Origin of the sequence: Streptococcus sanguinis, from assembly GCF_050222175.1 — a bacterium.
GTDB lineage: Bacteria > Bacillota > Bacilli > Lactobacillales > Streptococcaceae > Streptococcus > Streptococcus sanguinis_M.
Window position 1 is genome coordinate 430,242 of record NZ_CP071420.1, and the last position, 23,201, is coordinate 453,442.

Below are 23,201 nucleotides of genomic sequence, written 5' to 3' on the forward strand. Positions count from 1 at the left end.
GAGGAAGGAAATGACTGAAAAATTAGTTGAAATTAAAGATTTAGAAATTTCCTTCGGCGAAGGAAGTAAGAAATTTGTGGCAGTTAAAAATGCAAATTTCTTCATCAATAAGGGAGAAACTTTCTCTCTTGTAGGAGAGTCAGGCTCTGGTAAGACTACTATTGGTCGAGCTATTATTGGCCTTAATGATACCAGTGCAGGTGATATCTTCTATGAAGGCAAAAAGATTAATGGTAAAAAGTCAAAAGCAGAAGAAGCGGACTTGATTCGCAAGATTCAGATGATTTTCCAAGACCCGGCTGCCAGTCTGAATGAACGTGCAACGGTTGACTATATCATATCTGAGGGTCTCTATAATTACCATTTGTTTGATAGCGAAGAAGAACGTCAAAGAAAAGTCAAAGATATCATCAATGAAGTTGGCTTGTTAGCTGAGCATTTAACTCGCTATCCTCACGAATTCTCTGGTGGACAGCGTCAGCGGATTGGGATTGCTCGTGCTCTGGTCATGCAACCAGACTTCGTAATTGCAGATGAGCCGATTTCTGCCTTGGACGTATCTGTTCGGGCTCAAGTTTTGAATCTTTTGAAAAAATTTCAAAAAGAATTAGGCTTGACATATCTCTTTATTGCCCATGACCTTTCGGTAGTTCGTTTTATTTCTGATCGTATCGCCGTGATTTACAAAGGTGTCATTGTAGAAGTGGCAGAGACAGAGGAATTGTTCAACCATCCTGTCCACCCTTATACACAATCCCTGCTCTCAGCTGTTCCAATTCCAGACCCAATCTTGGAGCGTAAAAAAGTGTTGAAGGTCTATGATCCTGAACAGCACGATTATTCAGTTGATAAACCAGAAATGGCAGAGATTCGTCCGGGACACTATGTCTGGGCTAATAAAGCTGAACTCGAAAAGTATAAACAAGAACAAGAATAGAAAAAATGTCCGAAAGGGCATTTTTTACGCCTTTAAAAAGATAGAATGTAGGTCAATTTACCATCCTCAAAGGTATGTAAAACTATTCACCAATTTAAAAATAATAATTTTTTAATTTTTTTCAAAAAAGGTATTGACAGTTGGTGGGTATAGGTGATATACTAATATAGTTGTCGCGAAAGACAAAGCCCTTTGAAAACTGAACAAGACGAACCAAGTGCAGGGTGACATAGAGATATGTAACCTGTCAAAAAACGAGAAAATAAATCTGTCAGTGGACAGTAATGAGTGCGAACTCAAACTTTTTAATGAGAGTTTGATCCTGGCTCAGGACGAACGCTGGCGGCGTGCCTAATACATGCAAGTAGAACGCTGAAGAGAGGAGCTTGCTCTTCTTGGATGAGTTGCGAACGGGTGAGTAACGCGTAGGTAACCTGCCTGGTAGCGGGGGATAACTATTGGAAACGATAGCTAATACCGCATGAAATTGCTTATCGCATGATAATTAATTGAAAGATGCAATTGCATCACTACCAGATGGACCTGCGTTGTATTAGCTAGTTGGTGAGGTAACGGCTCACCAAGGCGACGATACATAGCCGACCTGAGAGGGTGATCGGCCACACTGGGACTGAGACACGGCCCAGACTCCTACGGGAGGCAGCAGTAGGGAATCTTCGGCAATGGGGGGAACCCTGACCGAGCAACGCCGCGTGAGTGAAGAAGGTTTTCGGATCGTAAAGCTCTGTTGTAAGAGAAGAACGGGTGTGAGAGTGGAAAGTTCACACTGTGACGGTATCTTACCAGAAAGGGACGGCTAACTACGTGCCAGCAGCCGCGGTAATACGTAGGTCCCGAGCGTTGTCCGGATTTATTGGGCGTAAAGCGAGCGCAGGCGGTTAGATAAGTCTGAAGTTAAAGGCTGTGGCTTAACCATAGTATGCTTTGGAAACTGTTTAACTTGAGTGCAGAAGGGGAGAGTGGAATTCCATGTGTAGCGGTGAAATGCGTAGATATATGGAGGAACACCGGTGGCGAAAGCGGCTCTCTGGTCTGTAACTGACGCTGAGGCTCGAAAGCGTGGGGAGCAAACAGGATTAGATACCCTGGTAGTCCACGCCGTAAACGATGAGTGCTAGGTGTTAGGCCCTTTCCGGGGCTTAGTGCCGCAGCTAACGCATTAAGCACTCCGCCTGGGGAGTACGACCGCAAGGTTGAAACTCAAAGGAATTGACGGGGGCCCGCACAAGCGGTGGAGCATGTGGTTTAATTCGAAGCAACGCGAAGAACCTTACCAGGTCTTGACATCCCTCTGACCGCTCTAGAGATAGAGTTTTCCTTCGGGACAGAGGTGACAGGTGGTGCATGGTTGTCGTCAGCTCGTGTCGTGAGATGTTGGGTTAAGTCCCGCAACGAGCGCAACCCCTATTGTTAGTTGCCATCATTGAGTTGGGCACTCTAGCGAGACTGCCGGTAATAAACCGGAGGAAGGTGGGGATGACGTCAAATCATCATGCCCCTTATGACCTGGGCTACACACGTGCTACAATGGCTGGTACAACGAGTCGCAAGCCGGTGACGGCAAGCTAATCTCTGAAAGCCAGTCTCAGTTCGGATTGTAGGCTGCAACTCGCCTACATGAAGTCGGAATCGCTAGTAATCGCGGATCAGCACGCCGCGGTGAATACGTTCCCGGGCCTTGTACACACCGCCCGTCACACCACGAGAGTTTGTAACACCCGAAGTCGGTGAGGTAACCGCAAGGAGCCAGCCGCCTAAGGTGGGATAGATGATTGGGGTGAAGTCGTAACAAGGTAGCCGTATCGGAAGGTGCGGCTGGATCACCTCCTTTCTAAGGAGTCCGTAAGGACACACGGAATGCACTTGAGTCTTGTTTAGTTTTGAGAGGGCTATGTGGGGCCTTAGCTCAGCTGGGAGAGCGCCTGCTTTGCACGCAGGAGGTCAGCGGTTCGATCCCGCTAGGCTCCATTATCTAGTTTGACTAGATAAAGAACTTGTCCATTGAAAATTGAATACCGATATCAAATAGTAACAAGAAAATAAACCGAAAACGCTGTGAAAATTAATGAGTTTAAGACTGAAAGGTCAAAAATAAGGTTAAGTTAGTAAGGGCGCACGGTGGATGCCTTGGCACTAGGAGCCGAAGAAGGACGTGACAAACGACGAAATGCCTCGGGGAGCTGTAAGTAAGCTTCGATCCGGGGGTGTCCGAATGGGGGAACCCAACAGGTTGATGCCTGTTACCCATTTCTGTTAAGGGAATGAGGAGGAAGACGCAGTGAACTGAAACATCTAAGTAGCTGCAGGAAGAGAAAGCAAAAGCGATTGCCTTAGTAGCGGCGAGCGAAGAGGCAGAAGGGCAAACCGAAGAGTTTACTCTTCGGGGTTGTAGGACTGCAATGTGGACTCAGAATTTATAGAAGAATGACTTGGGAAAGTCAGCCAAAGAGAGTAAGAGCCTCGTATTTTAAATAGATTCTGTACCTAGCAGTATCCTGAGTACGGCGGGACACGTGAAATCCCGTCGGAATCTGGGAGGACCATCTCCCAACCCTAAATACTCCCTAGTGACCGATAGTGAACCAGTACCGTGAGGGAAAGGTGAAAAGCACCCCGGGAGGGGAGTGAAATAGAACCTGAAACCGTGTGCCTACAACAAGTTCGAGCCCGTTCATGGGTGAGAGCGTGCCTTTTGTAGAATGAACCGGCGAGTTACGTTATGATGCGAGGTTAAGTTGAAGAGACGGAGCCGTAGGGAAACCGAGTCTGAATAGGGCGCTTTAGTATCATGATGTAGACCCGAAACCATGTGACCTACCCATGAGCAGGTTGAAGGTGCGGTAAAACGCACTGGAGGACCGAACCAGGGCACGTTGAAAAGTGCTTGGATGACTTGTGGGTAGCGGAGAAATTCCAAACGAACTTGGAGATAGCTGGTTCTCTCCGAAATAGCTTTAGGGCTAGCGTCGACATGAAGATTCTTGGAGGTAGAGCACTGTTTGGGTGAGGGGTCCATCCCGGATTACCAATCTCAGATAAACTCCGAATGCCAATGAATTATGGTCGGCAGTCAGACTGCGAGTGCTAAGATCCGTAGTCGAAAGGGAAACAGCCCAGACCACCAGCTAAGGTCCCAAAATAATTGTTAAGTGGAAAAGGATGTGGGGTTGCACAGACAACTAGGATGTTAGCTTAGAAGCAGCTATTCATTCAAAGAGTGCGTAATAGCTCACTAGTCGAGTGACCCTGCGCCGAAAATGTACCGGGGCTAAAACAATTTACCGAAGCTGTGGATACCTTTTATAGGTATGGTAGGAGAGCGTTCTATGTGTGGAGAAGGTGTACCGTGAGGAGCGCTGGAACGCATAGAAGTGAGAATGCCGGTATGAGTAGCGCAAGACAGGTGAGAATCCTGTCCACCGTAAGACTAAGGTTTCCAGGGGAAGGCTCGTCCGCCCTGGGTTAGTCGGGACCTAAGGAGAGACCGAAAGGTGTATCCGATGGCCAACAGGTTGAGATTCCTGTACTAGAGTATGAAGTGATGGAGGGACGCAGTAGGCTAACTCGTGCGTACGATTGGATGTACGTCTAAGCAGTGAGGCGTGGTATGAGTCAAATGCTTATACCTCTAACGTTGAGCTGTGATGGGGAGCGAAGTTTAGTAGCGAGTGAGTGATGTCACACTGCCAAGAAAAGCTTCTAGCGTTGTATCATACTCTACCCGTACCGCAAACCGACACAGGTAGTCGAGGCGAGTAGCCTCAGGTGAGCGAGAGAACTCTCGTTAAGGAACTCGGCAAAATGACCCCGTAACTTCGGGAGAAGGGGTGCTGACTTTGGTCAGCCGCAGTGAATAGGCCCAAGCAACTGTTTATCAAAAACACAGCTCTCTGCTAAATCGTAAGATGATGTATAGGGGGTGACGCCTGCCCGGTGCTGGAAGGTTAAGAGGAGTGCTTAGCGGTAACGCGAAGGTATGAATTGAAGCCCCAGTAAACGGCGGCCGTAACTATAACGGTCCTAAGGTAGCGAAATTCCTTGTCGGGTAAGTTCCGACCCGCACGAAAGGCGTAATGATTTGGGCACTGTCTCAACGAGAGACTCGGTGAAATTTTAGTACCTGTGAAGATGCAGGTTACCCGCGACAGGACGGAAAGACCCCATGGAGCTTTACTGCAGTTTGATATTGAGTGTCTGTGCCACATGTACAGGATAGGTAGGAGCCTATGAAATCGGGACGCCAGTTTCGATGGAGGCGTTGTTGGGATACTACCCTTGTGTTATGGCCACTCTAACCCGGTAGGTTAATCATCTACGGAGACAGTGTCTGACGGGCAGTTTGACTGGGGCGGTCGCCTCCTAAAAGGTAACGGAGGCGCCCAAAGGTTCCCTCAGACTGGTTGGAAATCAGTCGCAGAGTGTAAAGGTATAAGGGAGCTTGACTGCGAGAGCTACAACTCGAGCAGGGACGAAAGTCGGGCTTAGTGATCCGGTGGTTCCGTATGGAAGGGCCATCGCTCAACGGATAAAAGCTACCCTGGGGATAACAGGCTTATCTCCCCCAAGAGTTCACATCGACGGGGAGGTTTGGCACCTCGATGTCGGCTCGTCGCATCCTGGGGCTGTAGTCGGTCCCAAGGGTTGGGCTGTTCGCCCATTAAAGCGGCACGCGAGCTGGGTTCAGAACGTCGTGAGACAGTTCGGTCCCTATCCGTCGCGGGCGTAGGAAATTTGAGAGGATCTGCTCCTAGTACGAGAGGACCAGAGTGGACTTACCGCTGGTGTACCAGTTGTTCTGCCAAGAGCATCGCTGGGTAGCTATGTAGGGAAGGGATAAACGCTGAAAGCATCTAAGTGTGAAACCCACCTCAAGATGAGATTTCCCATAACGCAAGTTAGTAAGAGCCCTGAGAGAAGATCAGGTTGATAGGTTAGGAGTGGAAGTGTGGTGACACATGGAGCGGACTAATACTAATCGCTCGAGGACTTATCCTAGAATAAGAGCTTCATCAGAGTGCAGCGAATGGTTTAGAGAAATGTTAGATTTGATATTGTATTCAATTTTGAGTTGACAAGGCTTGTCTGAGAGGACAGGACAGTTAATTCAATAGTTAAGTGACGATAGCCTAGGAGATACACCTGTACCCATGCCGAACACAGCAGTTAAGCCCTAGAACGCCGGAAGTAGTTGGGGGTTGCCCCCTGTGAGATATGGTAGTCGCTTAGCAGTTATCCGCCATAGCTCAGTTGGTAGTAGCGCATGACTGTTAATCATGATGTCGTAGGTTCGAGTCCTACTGGCGGAGTTTCAAAGAGGTTTTTACCTCTTTTTATTTTTAGTGATAGGATATACTGGAGACAAGGTATTTTATAGTCTTATTGATGAGCTATGAAACTTTTATCAGTACTTAGTGTATTCTGAATTTTATCTTTTTATTCTTTATAGTTGAATCAAAAAAAGCAGAAGTTAGCCTGAGACTAGTTTCTGCTTTTTTAGAGTTTGTTTGATAAAAATGGTTTCTAGGTCTGGTCTTACTCCAGAGTTTGGGGTTCAAAGAAAGCTCGGTAAAGTGCACGAATGGCAGCTTTTTCCTGATTTTTTTCAACAACAAACATGATGGATACTTCGCTTGAGCCTTGGGACATCATTTGAATATTGATGTTATTTTCTGAAAGAGCTTTGGTTGCAGTGGCAGTTACACCAATATGACTTTTCATTTTTTCGCCGACAATCATGATAATGGAAAGGTCGTGTTCAATTTCTGCATGATCAACCTCTGCTTTTTGAACAAGCTGGCGAAGGATCTCTTCCTCTTTGATAGGAGTTAATTCGCGCTCGCGCAAGATAATGGAAAGGTCATCAATTCCTGTAGGCATGTGCTCCCAACCAATATTCAGGTCTTCGAGAATTTGAAGGACGCGTCTACCAAAGCCGATTTCTCTATTCATCAGGTACTTGGACATGTTAATGCTGACAAATCCTGCATCTCCAGCAATTCCAACGACCGGGAGGTGGTCCTTACTGTGTTTATGAACAATTTGAGTTCCAGGATGTTCAGGATTATTAGTATTTTTAATAACTAAAGGAATTTTGCCGCGGTATGCTGGAAGCAGAGCCTCGTCATGGAGAACAGTAAAGCCAGCGTAGGCCAATTCACGCATTTCACGATAGGTTAGCTCGGGAATGGAATGCGGTTTGTGGACAATGCCGGGATGGGCAGCAAAGATGCCATCAACATCAGTAAAGTTTTCATAAATGTCTGCTTTGACACCCGCAGCAATGATAGAACCTGTAATATCAGAACCACCACGGGAGAAAGTACAGATTTGGCCATCTTGTGTAACACCAAAGAAACCAGGGATAACTAGAACTTCATCAGAATTATTAAGTTCTTCAATTTTATCATAGCTGGAAGGAAGAATTCTTGCATTGCCAGGTTCACTGGAAACGACGAGTCCTGCTTCTCTTGGATGTACGTAGCTAGCTGGAACGCCATTTTGACTGAAATAAGCTGCAATTAATTTGGCGTTGTTGTTTTCTCCTGCAGCAAGAAAAGTATCATAAAGAAATGCGTTATCTTCAATTGGCAAGGTTGCAAGGCTTGTGATGCTTTTGGAAATTTTCTCCAGAACTTTTGGTTTCAAACCAAGTTCTGCCACCATATCTGCATAGCGATTGATAATCCACTGTTGGTTTGATGTGACATCATTTCCTGCTATATACTCTCGGTAATATTTAATCAGAGCATCGGTTACTTTGATATCGTCATCATGGCGTTTTCCTGGCGCTGATACTACAACAAACCGACGTTCAGGATCAGATTTGACAATGTTCAAAACTTTTTCTAATTGAGTCGCAGAAGCCAGTGAACTTCCGCCAAATTTTACAACTTTCATAGGTTCTCCTATCTTATTTTAAAAATTATAACAAAATTCTGAAAATTATTCAAACGCTGTTTTTATACTATTTTTATCCATAATATTGCTTTTACACTTTAAATTTGAAGACCATCTAATTTTTCCCATTTTTTATTTCCTTTATTTTATATTTTATGATAAAATATAAGTTGTGTATAATTTGAATATCAAATTATTTAAGAATAAAACAAAACGGCTGATTTGAAATCGGGTCGGGAATGGAGCTGAAATGACATTTAATGGAATTCTCTATCACGTAGCAGATGAGGTAGCAACGATTACTTTTAATCGCCCTGAAGTTTCAAATGGCTTTAATATTCCTATGTGCGAGGAAATTTTAGAGGCTATTGAACTTGCTGCTAAGGATGAGTCCGTCAAATTTTTAGTTATCAATGCTAATGGCAAGGTTTTTTCAGTGGGTGGGGATTTGGCTGAGATGCAGAGAGCTGTCAGTGATGATGATGTCCAATCCTTGGTGAAAATCGCGGAACTGGTGAATGATATTTCCTTTGCTATGAAGCGTTTGCCTAAGCCGGTTATCATGAGTGTTGATGGCCCTGTTGCTGGTGCAGCTGCTAATATGGTCGTTGCAGCAGATTTCTGCATTGCCACTGAAAAATCCCGTTTCATTCAGGCCTTTGTTGGGGTTGGTCTGGCGCCAGATGCTGGCGGTCTTTACTTACTGACTCGTGCTATCGGGGTGACTAGGGCGACCCATCTGGTTATGACTGGGGAAGCTCTGACTGCAGAGAAAGCTCTGGATTATGGCTTGCTTTATAAAGTCTGTGAAGCAGAGAAATTGGAAAAAGCAACGGAACAGTTGCTGAAGAAGCTCAAACGCGGTTCTCTGAATTCTTACAGAGCCATGAAAGAAATGGTCTGGAAGAGTTTGTTCAGCGGCTGGTCTGAGTATGCTGAGCTAGAATTGGAGCTTCAGAAATCGCTGGCTTTCACAGAAGATTTCAAAGAGGGAGTTCGGGCATACTCTGAGAAGCGTCGTCCAAACTTCGCAGGTAAATAATGTATTGGTTCAAGGTTGCTTATTTTGCAAGTTGTTTACGAAAATATTTGAAAATCAAATTAATTTTCAAAAAAGCTTGCAAATTACTTTTCTATCTGATAAAATTTGATTGTCAAAGTATTTTCTTAAGGAGGGTTGGTTTTGAATTTTCAGTTAGTAAATGATTACTTAACGTCTATTTTCAATAATGTCTTGGTTATTGAAGAATCGAGCCTAAGAAGCAGTCGCTTCAACGACGTCTCCATTAAGGAAATGCATACGATTGATGTCATCGGCACAACCCCAAATGCTACTCCAAGTGATATATCACGAGAATTGATGGTTACTTTGGGAACTGTTACAACTAGTTTGAATAATCTGGAACGTAAGGGGTATATTGAGCGGCGTCGGTCGGAAGTTGACCGTCGTGTGGTACATCTGAATTTGACAAAGAATGGGCGGCTTTTGTATCGTCTTCACAAGCGATTCCACAACCGCATGGTCATGCAGGTGGTGGATGGGATGAGTCCAGAAGAGAGACAAGTGATGCAAAAGGGCCTGCAAAATTTATATAGTTTCCTAGAGGATTTGAAATAATGAACTATGCTAAGATTAGCCAGGTGGCTCATTATGCTCCCCGTCAGGTTGTCAGCAATGATGATCTAGCCGAGATTATGGATACCAGTGATGAGTGGATTTCAAGTCGAACTGGGATTAAAAACCGCCATTTATCGTCAGATGAAACGACCAGTGATTTAGCTACAAAAGTAGCAGAGAATTTGCTGCAAAAGTCAGGGATTTCTGCTCAAGACCTAGACTTTATCATTGTTGCCACCATTACGCCGGATTCTTTAATGCCTTCAACGGCTGCGAGAGTACAGGCCAATATTGGTGCTAAGAATGCATTTGCCTTTGATTTGACGGCGGCCTGCAGTGGCTTTATCTTCGCCTTATCGACTGGAGAAAAATTAATTTCTTCAGGTCGTTATCAAAAAGGTCTGGTTATAGGAAGTGAGACGCTCTCTAAGACTGTAGATTGGTCGGATCGTTCAACGGCTGTTCTCTTTGGAGATGGCGCTGGCGGTGTCCTGTTGGAAAGTGCTTCAGAACAGCATTTTTTGGCAGAAAGTCAGTTTACGGACGGATCTCGCGGAGATAGTCTGACCTGCGGAAAAATTGGTTTGTCTTCACCTTTTTCTGAAAAGGGTGAGAATCAGCCTTATCTGACAATGGACGGTCGAGCTATTTTTGATTTTGCTATTCGTGATGTTGCTCGTTCTATCAAAGAAACCATTGAAAGCAGTCAGCTTTTAGCGGAAGATTTGGATTTTCTGTTGTTGCATCAGGCCAATATCCGTATTTTGGATAAAATGGCTAAGAAGCTTGGTGTTGCGCGGGAGAAGCTTCCAGCCAATATGATGGAATATGGTAATACTAGTGCAGCTAGCATCCCGATTTTATTATCTGAGTGTGTGGAGCAAGGACTGATCAAACTGAACGGAAATCAGACAATTTTGATGTCAGGTTTTGGTGGGGGTTTGACATGGGGCACGCTTATTGTTACAATTTAGTTAATCAAGTGGAAACACATGATAAAAAATATTTTATTTTTAAAGGAGTCTATCCATGGCAGTATTTGAAAAAGTACAAGAAATTATCGTTGAAGAACTTGGCAAAGAGCCATCAGAAGTTACTCTTGAGTCAACTTTCGATGATCTTGAAGCAGATTCATTGGACTTGTTCCAAGTGATTTCAGAAATTGAAGATGCATTTGACATCCAAATCGAAACTGAAGAAGGTTTGAACACAGTTGGTGATTTGGTTGCTTATGTAGAAGAAAAAACTAAATAAGCAAGTAACTGAGAGTATCGAAAGATATTCTCTCTTGTTTAGGTAATAGTTTGACTGTCAAAGTAAAGAAAATACACCAGTATGTGATAGTTTGAGATCAAGCTATTACTTAAGCAATGATAAAAGGAAGGTATTATGCAAACACGTATTACAGAATTATTGAATATTGATTATCCTATTTTTCAAGGCGGGATGGCCTGGGTTGCTGACGGTGATTTGGCTGGTGCAGTTTCAAAAGCTGGTGGTCTTGGTATCATCGGTGGCGGAAATGCACCTAAGGAAGTAGTAAAGGCTAATATTGATAAGATTAAGTCCTTAACAGACCGTCCTTTCGGTGTTAATATCATGCTCCTGTCTCCTTTTGCGGACGATATTGTTGATCTCGTCATTGAAGAGGGAGTAAAAGTAGTAACAACTGGTGCAGGTAATCCAAGCAAGCACATGGCTCGTTTCCATGAAGCGGGGATTACAGTTATCCCTGTTGTGCCAAGTGTGGCCTTGGCTAAGCGGATGGAAAAAATCGGTGCGGATGCAGTCATTGCAGAAGGTATGGAAGCCGGTGGCCACATCGGGAAATTGACTACCATGTCCTTGGTTCGTCAGGTTGCAGAAGCAGTCAGCATCCCGGTTATTGCTGCTGGTGGTATTGCAGATGGTGCTGGAGCTGCGGCTGGATTTATGCTGGGAGCGGAGGCCGTTCAGGTCGGAACTCGCTTTGTCGTTGCTAAGGAATCCAATGCCCATCAGAACTATAAGAACATGATTTTGAAGGCTCGTGATATTGATACGACTATCTCTGCCCAGCATTTCGGCCATGCGGTTCGTGCTATCAAGAATAAGCTGACGCGTGATTTCGAAAAGGCAGAAAAAGAAGCCTTCAAGCAAGAAAATCCAGATTTGACTGTTTTTGAAAATCTGGGTGCTGGTGCTTTGGCCAATGCGGTTGTTCGCGGAGATGTGGAAAATGGTTCCGTCATGTCTGGTCAAATTGCTGGTTTAATCAGTAAGGAAGAGACAGTCGAAGAGATCCTCAAAGATATCTACTATGGTGCTGCTGAGAAGATTCAGCAGGAAGCAAAACGTTGGGCAGGAGTAACTAGAAATGACTAAAAGAGCCTTTCTCTTTGCCGGTCAGGGAGCGCAGTACCTTGGAATGGGACGTGAGCTTTATGATCAGTATGAGCTTGTGCGGTCAACTTTTGATGAAGCTAGCCAAGTTCTAGGTTATGATGTCCGAGCTTTGATCGATCAAGATGAAGAAAAGCTCAATCAAACTCGCTACACGCAACCGGCTATTTTAACGACTTCAGTAGCTATTTATCGGCTCTTGGTTGATAAGGGAATCGAGCCTGATATGGTAGCAGGTCTCTCACTTGGAGAATATTCTGCCTTGGTAGCTGCTGGTGCTCTTGATTTTAAGACAGCAGTGGCCTTGGTCGCTAAGCGGGGTAGCTTCATGGAAGAGGCAGCTCCAGCAGGTTCTGGGAAAATGGTCGCAGTTTTAAATGCAGAAGTTTCTCTCATCGAAGAGGTCTGTCAGGAAGCAAGCGCTATTGGTGTAGTCTCACCAGCTAACTATAATACGCCTAGTCAAATCGTTATCGGTGGAGAAGTGGCGGCAGTAGATAAGGCGGTGGAGCTTTTGAAAGATGCCGGTGTCAAGCGCTTAATCCCGCTCAATGTATCCGGACCTTTCCATACAGCGCTTTTAAGGCCAGCCAGCGAACGATTGGCAGAAGTCTTGGAAACAGTTGAGTTTTCAGATTTTGTACGGCCATTAGTCGGAAATACAGAAGCAACTGTGATGGAAAAAGAGAGAGTCAAAGAGCTTTTGACTCGTCAGGTAATGGAGCCAGTGCGTTTCTATGACAGCATTGCTAAGATGCAGGAAGCTGGTGTGACTGAATTTATCGAAATCGGTCCTGGCAAAGTTCTGTCTGGTTTTATTAAGAAAATTGATAAATCTGCGGATGTACGCCAAGTTGAAGATGTAGAAAGTTTGAATGCTCTTCTAGAAAAATAATGAGGAATCATCATGGAATTACAAAACAAGAATGTGTTAATTACAGGGTCCGCTCGTGGGATTGGGCTGGCAATTGCGCATAAATTTGCCAGTGTCGGAGCTAATGTTATCTTAAACGGACTAAGCGGGATTTCTGATGATATTTTGGCTGAATTTGCCGGCTATTCTGGTAAAGTCGTAGCTGTTATTGGGGATGTGTCTAAAGCTGCGGATGCTCAGCGGATAGTGGAAGAAGCTGTTGCGGCTCTGGGGTCTGTTGATGTATTGGTCAATAACGCTGGTATTACACGTGATAAGCTCATGCTGAAAATGACGGAAGAAGATTTTGAGCAGGTGCTGAAAGTGAACTTGACTGGAACATTCAATATGACACAATCAGTCCTGAAACCGATGACAAAAGCTCGTCAGGGTGCTATTATCAACCTATCGAGTGTCGTTGGTTTGGCAGGAAATATCGGTCAGGCAAACTATGCAGCTTCCAAGGCCGGTCTGATTGGTTTTTCTAAGTCAGTAGCCCGTGAAGTGGCAGCGCGCAATATCCGTGTGAACTGCATTGCCCCTGGCTTTATCGCATCTGATATGACAGATGTGCTTCCAGAAAAAATCAAGGAAGCGTCTCTGGCACTCATTCCGATGAAGCGTTTTGGTACTCCAGAAGAAGTAGCAGATGTTGCTCTCTTCTTGGCGGGTCAAGAATATCTGACAGGTCAAGTCATCACGATTGATGGCGGCTTTACTATGCAGTAAGTCACAATTTTTGAATAATAACGAGTAGAAAATCAGTTGATTCATCTAAATAAAGGAGCTCAATATGAAACTTAATCGAGTTGTTGTAACAGGATACGGTTTAACTTCACCTATCGGGAATACTCCAGAAGAATTCTGGAATAATTTAAAAGAAGGCAATATTGGAATCGGTCCAATTACTAAATTTGATCATAGTGAATACAGTGTTCACAATGCGGCGGAAATTCAGGATTTTCCATTTGATAAATATTTTGTCAAAAAGGATACCAACCGTTATGATAATTACACTCTTTATGCGCTTTATGCCTCTCAAGAAGCGGTGAATAATGCTCACTTAGATGTAGATACGCTGGATAAGGATCGCTTTGGTGTCATCGTTGCTTCAGGTATCGGTGGGATTCAGGAAATTGAAGAGCAGGTTGTTCGCTTGCATGAAAAAGGTCCTAAACGTATCAAACCTTTGACCTTGCCAAAAGCATTGCCAAATATGGGGGCAGGAAATGTGGCTATGCGCTTTGGAGCCAATGGTATCTGTAAGTCTGTCAATACGGCCTGTGCCTCAGCAAACGATGCGATTGGTGAAGCTTTCCGCTCAATTAAATTTGGCTATCAAGATGTGATGCTGGTTGGTGGCTCAGAAGCTTCTATTACACCATTTGCGATTGCTGGTTTCCAAGCTCTGACTGCTCTTTCTACGACAGAAGATCCTAAGCGTGCTTCTATTCCTTTTGACAAGGACCGCAATGGTTTTGTCATGGGTGAAGGTTCTGGTATGCTAGTTCTGGAAAGTTTGGAACATGCTGAGAAACGCGGAGCTACTATCTTGGCTGAGGTGGTAGGATACGGTCATACTTGTGACGCTTACCATATGACTTCTCCGCATCCAGAAGGTTTGGGCGCTATCAAGGCTATCAAACAAGCGGTTGAAGAAGCTGAAATTGAGCCAAAAGATGTAGCTTATGTCAATGCTCATGGTACATCAACTCCTGCTAACGAAAAAGGCGAAAGCGGAGCCATTGTTTCTGTCTTTGGTAAAGATGTAGCGGTGTCTTCTACTAAATCCTTTACAGGACATCTGCTCGGTGCAGCGGGCGCGGTTGAGGCTATTGCGACGATTGAAGCGATGCGTCATAGCTATGTGCCAAAAACAGCTGGTACAAGAGAGTTGCCAGACTATATTGAAGCCAACGTTATTTACGGTCAAGGTAAGGAACAGGAAATCCCTTATGCGATTTCCAATACATTTGGCTTTGGCGGCCACAATGCCGTTCTTGCCTTTAAACGCTGGGAGGCTTAAAAACCTATGAATATCAACGAAATTAAAGATTTAATGGCGCAGTTTGACCAGTCTAGTCTGCGTGAGTTTTCTTACAAAAATCAGAGCGATGAGCTGACTTTTAGTAAGAATGAAGGTCAGGCTCCAGTTCCAACAGCCAGTGCTGCTCCAATTGCTGCACCTTTGCAGGCTACGAGTGCGCCTGTGATTGAACCAACTCCTCAAGCAGCTCCGCCTGCAGAGCCAGAAACAGCTTCAGAAGCTCCGGCACCTGCTGCTGAAGGTGATGTTGTGGAAAGCCCTTTGGTTGGTGTGGCTTACTTAGCAGCTGGTCCAGACAAGCCGCCGTTTGTATCAGTTGGAGACCAAGTTAAAAAAGGTCAAACCTTGATGATTATTGAAGCGATGAAGGTCATGAATGAAGTTCCAGCACCTAAAGATGGTCTGGTTACAGAAATTCTGGTTCAGAATGAAGAAATGGTTGAATTTGGGAAAGGGCTGGTACGCATCAAATGATTGATATCAATGCAATAAAAGAAGCACTTCCGCACCGCTACCCAATGCTTTTAGTAGATCGCGTATTGGAAATTAGCGAAGATGAGATTGTTGCTCTGAAAAATGTGACAGTCAATGAGCCTTTCTTTAACGGACATTTTCCTCAATATCCTGTTATGCCAGGTGTCTTAATCATGGAAGCTCTGGCTCAAACAGCTGGCGTGCTGGAGTTGTCTAAAGAAGAAAATAAGGGCAAACTGGTCTTCTATGCTGGCATGGACAAGGTTAAGTTCAAGAAGCAAGTTGTACCAGGTGATCAACTAATTATGACAGCTAAGTTTGTCAAGCGCCGTGGAACCATTGCGGTTGTAGAGGCGAAAGCAGAAGTTGATGGGAAATTGGCAGCCAGCGGTACCTTGACCTTTGCGATTGGCCAGTAGATAAAAGGAGCTTTCACCATGTTTCGTAAAATTTTAATTGCTAACCGTGGGGAAATTGCGGTCAGAATCATTCGTGCAGCCCGCGAGTTGGGAATTGATACGGTAGCTGTCTATTCAACGGCTGACAAGGAAGCACTCCATACCTTACTGGCTGATGAGGCAGTCTGTATCGGTCCAGCCAAGTCCACTGATTCTTATCTGAATATGAACGCAGTCCTGTCTGCTGCTGTTCTGACAGGTGCAGAAGCCATTCATCCTGGTTTTGGTTTTTTAAGTGAAAACTCTAAATTTGCGACCATGTGCGAAGAAGTTGGCATTAAGTTTATTGGTCCTTCTGGTGCTGTTATGGACCTGATGGGGGACAAGATTAATGCTCGGGCTCAGATGATTAAGGCTGAAGTGCCAGTTATCCCAGGCTCTGATGGAGAAGTTCATACCTCTGAAGAAGCCTTGGAAGTCGCCGAAAAGATAGGCTATCCAGTCATGCTTAAAGCTTCGGCTGGCGGCGGCGGCAAGGGTATTCGTAAGGTTGAAAAGGCTGAGGATTTAGTAGCGGCCTTTGAGTCTGCTTCTAGCGAAGCAAAAGCAGCCTTTGGTAATGGTGCCATGTATATGGAGCGAGTCATCTATCCAGCGCGCCATATTGAAGTGCAGATTTTGGCAGATCAGCAGGGACATGTCGTCCACTTGGGCGAGCGGGATTGCTCTTTGCAGCGTAATAATCAGAAGGTGCTGGAAGAAAGTCCATCTGTGGCGATTGGGAAAACCCTGCGTCAGCAGATTGGTGAAGCAGCTGTTCGGGCTGCTCAGTCTGTCGGCTATGAAAATGCCGGGACGATTGAGTTTCTGCTTGATGAAGCCAAGGGTGAATTCTACTTTATGGAGATGAACACTCGGGTGCAGGTTGAGCATCCAGTCACCGAGTTTGTTACCGGTGTGGATATTGTAAAAGAGCAGATTAAGATTGCAAACGGTCAAGAGCTGTCCTTCAGTCAGGATGATGTTGAAATCCGAGGGCATGCGATTGAGTGTCGGATCAATGCTGAAAATCCAGCCTTTAACTTTGCACCGAGTCCAGGTAAGATTTCAAATGTTTATCTGCCAAGCGGTGGAGTGGGTCTGCGCGTGGATTCAGCCGTCTATCCTGGCTATACCATCCCGCCTTACTACGATAGCATGATTGCGAAGATAATTGTTCACGGGGAAAACCGATTTGATGCTCTGATGAAGATGCAACGTGCACTCTATGAACTAGAAATTGACGGTGTTGTGACCAATAGTGGCTTCCAACTGGACTTAATCTCAGATTCTAATGTAATTGCTGGTGATTATGACACAGCCTTTCTCATGGAGAAGTTCCTTCCGGCTTATCAAGAGAAACAATAGATACGACATGTAAGAGCTGCTCTGTAAACTCGAAAGACAGTGGCTATTGCAGTTTGATGTGCCTGAGTATAAAATCTTGAAAAGGAGAAGACGTAAACGATGGCTTTGTTTTCAAAGAAGGATAAATATATCCGTATCAATCCTAATCGAGCGAGTCGGGAAAAGCCTCAAGCAAAGCCTGAGGTACCAGACGAACTCTTTTCGAAATGCCCAGGTTGTAAGCATACCATTTACCAAAAAGATCTTGGAAATGACAGTGTGTGTCCTAACTGTGGCTATAATTTCCGTATTTCTGCTCATGAGCGCTTAAACCTAACCGTAGATGAGAATAGTTTTGAGGAGATGTTCACTGGAATTGAAACCAAGGATCCTCTGAACTTCCCTAATTATCAAGAAAAATTGGCTCTTACCCGTGAGAAGACGGGACTTGATGAGGCGGTTCTGACTGGAACAGCTAGCATCAAGGGGCATAAAGCGGCTCTAGGAATCATGGATTCAAACTTTATCATGGCTTCTATGGGGACAGTTGTGGGTGAAAAGATTACCCGTCTCTTTGAGTATGCGACAGAGCATAAATTGCCAATAGTGCTGTTTACGGCTTCTGGCGGTGCCCGCATGCAAGAGGGCATTATGAGCTTGATGCAGATGGCTAAGGTCTCTGCGGCTGTTCAGCGTCACTCTGCAGCAGGCCTCTTCTATCTGACCGTCTTGACGGATCCAACAACTGGTGGTGTCACAGCCTCTTTCGCAATGGAAGGAGACATTATTCTGGCAGAAACTCAGGCTCTTGTTGGGTTTGCCGGGCGTCGGGTTATTGAGTCCACAGTTCGTGAGAAGCTGCCAGATGATTTTCAAAAGGCTGAATTTCTCATGGAGCATGGTTTTGTAGATGCCATCGTCAAGCGTGGTGACATGAGAGATACACTTGCTACCTTATTAGCATTCCATGGAGGTCAAGCATGACAAAAATCACTCGGATTATTAAAGAAGCGCGTGATCAGGCTCGTTTGACTGCGCTGGATTTTGCACAAGGAATTTTTGATAACTTCGTCGAGCTGCATGGAGATCGCTCTTTTCGAGATGACGGTGCGGTGATTGGCGGTATTGGGACGCTAAACGGTCAGCCTGTAACAGTGGTCGGTATTCAAAAAGGTCGCAATTTGCAGGATAATTTGCGACGAAACTTTGGACAGCCGCATCCAGAAGGCTACCGTAAGGCCCTGCGTCTTATGAAGCAGGCGGAAAAATTTGGTCGTCCTGTGGTAACCTTTATCAATACGGCAGGTGCTTATCCTGGTGTCGGTGCTGAGGAGCGTGGCCAAGGGGAAGCTATTGCCCGTAACTTGATGGAAATGAGCAATCTCAAAGTACCGATTATTGCCATCATCATTGGTGAAGGTGGCTCAGGCGGAGCCTTGGCTTTGGCTGTAGCAGATAAGGTCTGGATGCTGGAAAACTCTATGTATGCAGTTCTCAGTCCGGAAGGCTTTGCTTCTATCCTCTGGAAAGACGGCAGTCGCGCTATGGAAGCGGCAGAGCTGATGAAAATTACTTCACATGAGCTCTTGCAGATGGAAGTGGTGGATAAGGTCATTCCTGAAAGAGGCTTTAACAACCATGAATTACTGGCTGCAGTGAAAGAAGAAATCGCTGCTGAGTTGGATAGTCTGTCTCAGCTCCCCTTGGATCAATTACTGGAAAATCGCTATCAGAGATTCAGGAAATATTAAAAAATCGAAGCCAAAAGGCTTCTTTTTCTCGTTTCGGATTCTTGTTTGGAATTGATGTGGAGCTACCTCATGAGGGTAATATATTTTAGTTTGAAAAATTGCATTATATTCTCTTTATAGGACTTATATAAAATATATATTATACAAGCCATTGGTCCTATGTTAAGATAGTTTCTAATTAAAAGAAATGAGGTTTCATATGTCAGAATTTACTATCCACACGATTGAGTCCGCACCAGCTGAGGTAAAAGAAGTCCTAGAAACTGTTCAAAAAGATAACGGTGGCTACATTCCCAATCTTATCGGTCTTTTGGCCAATGCGCCAACGGCTTTGGAAACATATCGGACGGTTGGAGCCATCAATCGCCGTAACAGCCTGACACCGACTGAGCGTGAAGTAGTGCAGATTACGGCTGCGGTTACCAATGGCTGTGCTTTCTGTGTGGCGGGTCATACAGCTTTTTCAATCAAGCAGATTCAAATGAATGATGATCTTTTGGAGGCTCTGCGCAATCGTACTCCGATTGATACAGATCCGAAGTTAGATACGCTTGCTAAATTTACCATTGCTGTCATCAATACCAAGGGACGGGTCGGAGATGAGGCGTTAGCAGACTTCCTAGAAGCGGGCTATACGCATGAGAATGCTCTGGATGTAGTTTTGGGTGTTAGCCTTGCGACCCTCTGCAATTATGCCAATAATCTAGCCAACACGCCAATTAATCCGGAATTGCAGCCTTATGCCTAGTCTTTGAGGAGGTGGCAAATGACATTTTTTTCAGAAGAGTTTATCAACTGGTTGGATGATCACGCTGACCAAATTGACAAAGAATCCTGTGCAGCTGGCAATCAACTGATTGAGCGTATTGCTGCTGAAGGAGCCTTTCGAGTTGGCGTTCCAGAAGAGCTGGGAGGCCGAGGTGGCAATGATACGGATGTGATTGAAGTGCTCAAGGAGCTGGCTCACCATTCTTTGACCGCTTCCTTTATCTCTTGGGGGCAAAGGACCTTTATTGATAACGTCTTAAAGTCTGCTAATCCCTACTTTAGAGACCACTATTTGGAAGGTCTCCTGTCAGGGGAATATGCAGGTGCGACAGCCCTGTCCAATGCTGTTAAATTCCTGTCGGACTTAGAAGAGTTAAATGTCTCTATTGTAGAGGAAGACGGGAAGCTTTACCTCAAGGGGCGTCTGCCTTGGGTAACCAATGCTCGCGCGGATCGCTTCCTCAGCATATTTGTTGCCGGTTTCGAAGACGGGAGCCGTCAGCCGCTGGTTCTGGCTGTACCATCTGACGCAGAGAATTTCTCCCGTTCAGCGGATTTAGAGTTTGTATCCTTGCAAGGGGGAAATACAGCTGCCCTGACCTTTAATCATGTACCTTTGCAAAAGGAATGGATTCTCGCTCAAAATGCCCAGGCCTTTTTGGCAGAAAATCGACCAGCTTTTCTAGGTTATCAGTTTGGTTTGGCTCTTGGCCTAGCAGAGAAGTCTCTGGAGGAGGTCGAAGCCAATCTGTCAGTCCGCTCTATTTTGAGAGAGGAGTGGGAGGAGCAAGTGGCTGCTCTGACTGAAATCCAGGATCAGCTCTATAGAGGTCTTCTCCAGCCTGGCTATTTTGTTGAACGTCCTAAGGAGCTCTTCCAGCTGCGAATTGATATAGTTGATGTGGTAGCTCAAAGTCTGCTCTTGGAGCTGCAGGCTAGTGGAGGCAGAGGATATTTGAGTAATTCGACTTCTGGCTTTATCCGTCGTTGGAACGAAGGAGCATTTCTTCCCATTGTCTCACCGAGTGCAGTCCAGCTGCGGCATATTTTAGAAGTTTCATAGAAATGATAGCAAACAAACGTCTGATTGGCATTGAAAAGGGACTTCATGACATTACTATAAAAGGAGTTGCTTCGTGAACAGCAAACGACCGCCCATTCTCTTATCTGGGTTGATTCTTGGCCTATTTGGCTTAGCTAATCTTTTACTGAACTACCATTCTATCTTTTTCCACTTGTTAAATGGTCTGGCATTGATACTTTGGATTTATCTGACACTGGCTTTAGTACTGTCATTTTCGGACTATCGGCAAGATTTGCAAAAGACCCCTTTCTTATCGAGCTTTGCGACTTATCCAATGGCTAGTATGCTCTTAGCTGCTTACCTAAGTAAGCTTGGCTTATTTTTGGTGAGCCAGTTTCTTTGGTACATGGCCTTGTTGCTGCATATTGTTCTAATAGCTATCTTTACATGGAAGTATGTGCTTAAGGCTGAGGGATTATCTTTGACCCCGAGCTGGACGGTTCTCTATGTTGGATTGGCCATGGCAAGCTTGACCCAGGGAGTAGTTCATCAGCTGCTTTTGGGCTATTTGGCTTGGTTTTTTGCTCTGCTACTGAGTTTGATTCTCTATCCCTTGTTTTACAAGGTTAGGCGGTCACAAAGGATGCCAGATACTTTAAAGCCACAGTGGGCCATTTACTGTGCACCTTTCTCGCTCCTGTTGGGAAGTTATATCCGTCTGGCTGGTTCTGATGCTGAAGGTTGGTTTGTCGCCTTGCTGCTCCTCTTATCGCAGGCCTTTTATCTCTTGGCTTTATGTCTTTTACCCCGCATTTTCCGACTGGGGCCTCAGCTTAGCTGGTCAGCCTTGACCTTTCCTCTTGTCAATACAGCTTTTGCCCTGAAACTAGGACTTGATTATCTAGGTTGGACCTGGCTTGTTTGGCTAAGTCATGCAGAAGCTCTGCTAGCCGTCGTAATTGTCCTCTATGTTTGTTTTTACTATACAGTCTCATTGCGAGCCAGAAAGATAACAAAAAATCCGAGATGATACTCTTTGAAAATCAGTTTTTGATTTTCTCTGAGTTGAACTCGGATTTTTTTAATTTTAGCAAAATAAGTCTGCATTTAGACCTAATGATACAGGCAAATTATCAGTATGATCTGCTTTTTATTTTGGAGCTATAACTTCTAATCCACCCATGTACGGACGTAGAACTTCTGGGATAGTTACAGAGCCATCTTCGTTTTGGTAATTTTCTAAGATAGCTGCTACTGTACGTCCGACGGCCAGTCCAGAACCGTTGAGAGTATGAAGGAGTTTGACCTTACCATCTGCTTCGTCACGGTAGCGGATTTGAGCTCGACGAGCTTGGAAATCTTCTGTGTTAGAGCAACTAGAGATTTCACGGTAGGTGTTCTGAGCCGGAATCCAAACTTCCAAGTCGTAGGTCTTAGCAGCAGAGAAGCCCATATCTCCAGTACATAGTGCTACAACACGGTAAGGCAGATTCAGCTTTTGCAGGATGTTTTCAGCGTTGGCAGTCATCTTTTCTAGCTCTTGATAAGATTCTTCTGGCTTGGCAAATTTCACCATTTCAACCTTGTGGAATTGGTGCAGACGAATGAGACCACGTGTGTCACGACCAGCAGAGCCAGCTTCAGAGCGGAATGACGGACTCATAGCTGTGAAGTAGATTGGCAATTCTTTGCCGTCTAAAATTTCATCTCGATAATAGTTGGTCAGTGGAACTTCAGCAGTTGGAATCAGAACGAAGTTGGTATCGCTTAGCTCAAAGGTATCTTCTTTGAATTTAGGATATTGCCCTGTCCCAAACATAGAATCATGGTTGACCATGTAGGGAGTGATGACTTCTGTGTAGCCTTCTTTGCCATGCTCATCCAGCATGAAGTTGTAGATAGCACGCTCTAATCGAGCTCCCAGCCCCTTATAGAAGAGGAAACGAGCACCAGTAACTTTTGCCCCACGCTCCCAGTCCAAGATGTTCAAATCCTCACCTAAATCCCAGTGAGCCTTGGCTTCAAAGTCAAATTGGCGCGGTGTCCCCCAGCGACGAACTTCGACGTTTTCGTCTTCATCTGCTCCGACAGGAACACTTTCGTGCGGGATATTAGGCAGAGTGGTAGTGAATTCAGTCAACTTAGCATCCAGCTCAGCCAAGTTTGCGTCTAAGTTCTTGACTTCAGCAGAGAGTTTTTGCATGGCAGCAATCTTGTCATCTGCATTTTCTTTGTTGCGTTTAGCTTGAGCAATTTCAGCAGAGACAGTATTGCGCTCAGCCTTGAGTTCTTCGACCTTGACTAACAAATCCCGACGTTCTTTGTCAATAGTTTTCATTTGGTTAAGGGTAGCAGCGTCAACACCTCGCGTAGCTAATTTTTCAGCGACAGAATCAAAGTCTGTACGGATGCGTTTTAAATCTAACATAGGTACCTCCAAAAATAAAAGCACTTTATGAAACTGTTGGAGCGGCAGAGCCGCGGTTCCATCCAACTTCACTAAAGTGCACTTGCTTAATTATTCATTTTTAAACTAACGGTAGAATTTCCTATTTTCTCCTTATCTGCTCACAGCCGCCGCAGAC

The 23,201-nt window shown here is 45.0% G+C and carries 19 protein-coding genes, 2 tRNA genes and 3 rRNA genes; 22 read left to right on the forward strand and 2 right to left on the reverse strand.

The window, feature by feature from the left end:
- Nucleotides 1–10: 10 nt before the first annotated feature.
- The 6 genes from J1C91_RS02180 to J1C91_RS02205 all read left to right on the forward strand — a co-directional run bounded on the left by J1C91_RS02180 (nucleotide 11) and on the right by J1C91_RS02205 (nucleotide 6,264).
- Nucleotides 11–937: an ATP-binding cassette domain-containing protein gene (locus J1C91_RS02180; protein ID WP_002908887.1), complete on the forward strand. Its 927-nt coding sequence runs from the start codon at nucleotides 11–13 to the stop codon at nucleotides 935–937.
- A gap of 304 nt (nucleotides 938–1,241) precedes the next feature.
- Nucleotides 1,242–2,789: ribosomal RNA gene (locus J1C91_RS02185) — 16S ribosomal RNA — on the forward strand.
- A gap of 64 nt (nucleotides 2,790–2,853) precedes the next feature.
- Nucleotides 2,854–2,926, forward strand: a tRNA-Ala gene (locus tag J1C91_RS02190).
- Nucleotides 2,927–3,053: 127 nt separating this feature from the next.
- Nucleotides 3,054–5,953, forward strand: a 23S ribosomal RNA gene (locus tag J1C91_RS02195).
- 116 nt (nucleotides 5,954–6,069) lie between these two features.
- Nucleotides 6,070–6,185 (forward strand): 5S ribosomal RNA (gene rrf, locus J1C91_RS02200).
- Together the 16S, 23S and 5S rRNA genes with 2 tRNA genes alongside form the textbook arrangement of a ribosomal RNA operon.
- Before the next feature lie 5 nt (nucleotides 6,186–6,190).
- Nucleotides 6,191–6,264 (forward strand) — tRNA-Asn (locus tag J1C91_RS02205).
- 226 nt (nucleotides 6,265–6,490) lie between these two features.
- Here the strand turns inward: J1C91_RS02205 and J1C91_RS02210 are convergent.
- Entirely contained in the window at nucleotides 6,491–7,855 is a 1,365-nt protein-coding gene (locus J1C91_RS02210; RefSeq protein ID WP_002908888.1) for an aspartate kinase, read from the reverse strand.
- A 250-nt stretch (nucleotides 7,856–8,105) separates the two neighbouring features.
- On the opposite strand from J1C91_RS02210, the gene J1C91_RS02215 reads away from it, so the two are divergent.
- The 16 genes from J1C91_RS02215 to J1C91_RS02290 all read left to right on the forward strand — a co-directional run bounded on the left by J1C91_RS02215 (nucleotide 8,106) and on the right by J1C91_RS02290 (nucleotide 21,646).
- Nucleotides 8,106–8,897 carry an enoyl-CoA hydratase gene (locus tag J1C91_RS02215; protein ID WP_125439305.1) on the forward strand — a complete coding sequence of 264 codons (792 nt, stop codon included), beginning with the start codon at nucleotides 8,106–8,108 and terminating at the stop codon, nucleotides 8,895–8,897.
- A 141-nt stretch (nucleotides 8,898–9,038) separates the two neighbouring features.
- Nucleotides 9,039–9,473, forward strand: a complete 435-nt coding sequence (locus tag J1C91_RS02220) for a fatty acid biosynthesis transcriptional regulator FabT (protein WP_002901186.1) — start codon at nucleotides 9,039–9,041, stop codon at nucleotides 9,471–9,473.
- Complete coding sequence (locus J1C91_RS02225) at nucleotides 9,473–10,447, forward strand: beta-ketoacyl-ACP synthase III (protein WP_125439303.1); 975 nt, start codon at nucleotides 9,473–9,475, stop codon at nucleotides 10,445–10,447. Before J1C91_RS02220 ends, J1C91_RS02225 begins: the two co-directional genes overlap by 1 nt.
- 55 nt (nucleotides 10,448–10,502) lie before the next feature.
- Complete coding sequence (locus J1C91_RS02230; protein ID WP_002893611.1) at nucleotides 10,503–10,727, forward strand: acyl carrier protein; 225 nt, start codon at nucleotides 10,503–10,505, stop codon at nucleotides 10,725–10,727.
- Between the two features lie 135 nt (nucleotides 10,728–10,862).
- Nucleotides 10,863–11,837: an enoyl-[acyl-carrier-protein] reductase FabK gene (gene fabK / locus J1C91_RS02235; protein WP_002902460.1), complete on the forward strand. Its 975-nt coding sequence runs from the start codon at nucleotides 10,863–10,865 to the stop codon at nucleotides 11,835–11,837.
- Complete coding sequence (fabD, locus tag J1C91_RS02240; RefSeq protein ID WP_002908894.1) at nucleotides 11,830–12,750, forward strand: ACP S-malonyltransferase; 921 nt, start codon at nucleotides 11,830–11,832, stop codon at nucleotides 12,748–12,750. Before fabK ends, fabD begins: the two co-directional genes overlap by 8 nt.
- A gap of 12 nt (nucleotides 12,751–12,762) precedes the next feature.
- A complete protein-coding gene (gene fabG, locus J1C91_RS02245) occupies nucleotides 12,763–13,497 on the forward strand; it encodes a 3-oxoacyl-[acyl-carrier-protein] reductase (protein ID WP_002901179.1) in 735 nt (244 codons plus the stop codon).
- A 64-nt stretch (nucleotides 13,498–13,561) separates the two neighbouring features.
- Complete coding sequence (fabF, locus tag J1C91_RS02250; RefSeq protein ID WP_002908895.1) at nucleotides 13,562–14,794, forward strand: beta-ketoacyl-ACP synthase II; 1,233 nt, start codon at nucleotides 13,562–13,564, stop codon at nucleotides 14,792–14,794.
- Between the two features lie 6 nt (nucleotides 14,795–14,800).
- Nucleotides 14,801–15,289, forward strand: a complete 489-nt coding sequence (accB, locus tag J1C91_RS02255) for an acetyl-CoA carboxylase biotin carboxyl carrier protein (protein ID WP_002908896.1) — start codon at nucleotides 14,801–14,803, stop codon at nucleotides 15,287–15,289.
- Nucleotides 15,286–15,708, forward strand: a complete 423-nt coding sequence (gene fabZ, locus J1C91_RS02260) for a 3-hydroxyacyl-ACP dehydratase FabZ (protein WP_002908897.1) — start codon at nucleotides 15,286–15,288, stop codon at nucleotides 15,706–15,708. Before accB ends, fabZ begins: the two co-directional genes overlap by 4 nt.
- An 18-nt stretch (nucleotides 15,709–15,726) precedes the next feature.
- On the forward strand, nucleotides 15,727–17,094 hold the full coding sequence (locus J1C91_RS02265) for an acetyl-CoA carboxylase biotin carboxylase subunit (protein ID WP_002908898.1): 1,368 nt from the start codon (nucleotides 15,727–15,729) through the stop codon (nucleotides 17,092–17,094).
- A 99-nt stretch (nucleotides 17,095–17,193) separates the two neighbouring features.
- The gene (accD, locus tag J1C91_RS02270; RefSeq protein ID WP_002908899.1) at nucleotides 17,194–18,057 is read left to right on the forward strand and encodes an acetyl-CoA carboxylase, carboxyltransferase subunit beta; all 864 of its coding nucleotides are present in this window, start codon (nucleotides 17,194–17,196) and stop codon (nucleotides 18,055–18,057) included.
- Complete coding sequence (locus J1C91_RS02275; RefSeq protein ID WP_002908900.1) at nucleotides 18,054–18,824, forward strand: acetyl-CoA carboxylase carboxyl transferase subunit alpha; 771 nt, start codon at nucleotides 18,054–18,056, stop codon at nucleotides 18,822–18,824. The genes accD and J1C91_RS02275 overlap by 4 nt, the downstream gene beginning before the upstream one ends.
- A 199-nt stretch (nucleotides 18,825–19,023) precedes the next feature.
- The gene (locus tag J1C91_RS02280; protein ID WP_009659051.1) at nucleotides 19,024–19,572 is read left to right on the forward strand and encodes a carboxymuconolactone decarboxylase family protein; all 549 of its coding nucleotides are present in this window, start codon (nucleotides 19,024–19,026) and stop codon (nucleotides 19,570–19,572) included.
- A gap of 18 nt (nucleotides 19,573–19,590) precedes the next feature.
- Nucleotides 19,591–20,655, forward strand: a complete 1,065-nt coding sequence (locus tag J1C91_RS02285; protein WP_002908901.1) for an acyl-CoA dehydrogenase family protein — start codon at nucleotides 19,591–19,593, stop codon at nucleotides 20,653–20,655.
- Between the two features lie 73 nt (nucleotides 20,656–20,728).
- Nucleotides 20,729–21,646, forward strand: a complete 918-nt coding sequence (locus tag J1C91_RS02290; RefSeq protein WP_002908902.1) for a TDT family transporter — start codon at nucleotides 20,729–20,731, stop codon at nucleotides 21,644–21,646.
- Between the two features lie 120 nt (nucleotides 21,647–21,766).
- Here J1C91_RS02290 and serS read toward each other — a convergent pair whose 3' ends face one another.
- The gene (gene serS, locus J1C91_RS02295) at nucleotides 21,767–23,044 is read right to left on the reverse strand and encodes a serine--tRNA ligase (RefSeq protein ID WP_002908906.1); all 1,278 of its coding nucleotides are present in this window, start codon (nucleotides 23,042–23,044) and stop codon (nucleotides 21,767–21,769) included.
- Nucleotides 23,045–23,201 lie beyond the last annotated feature (157 nt).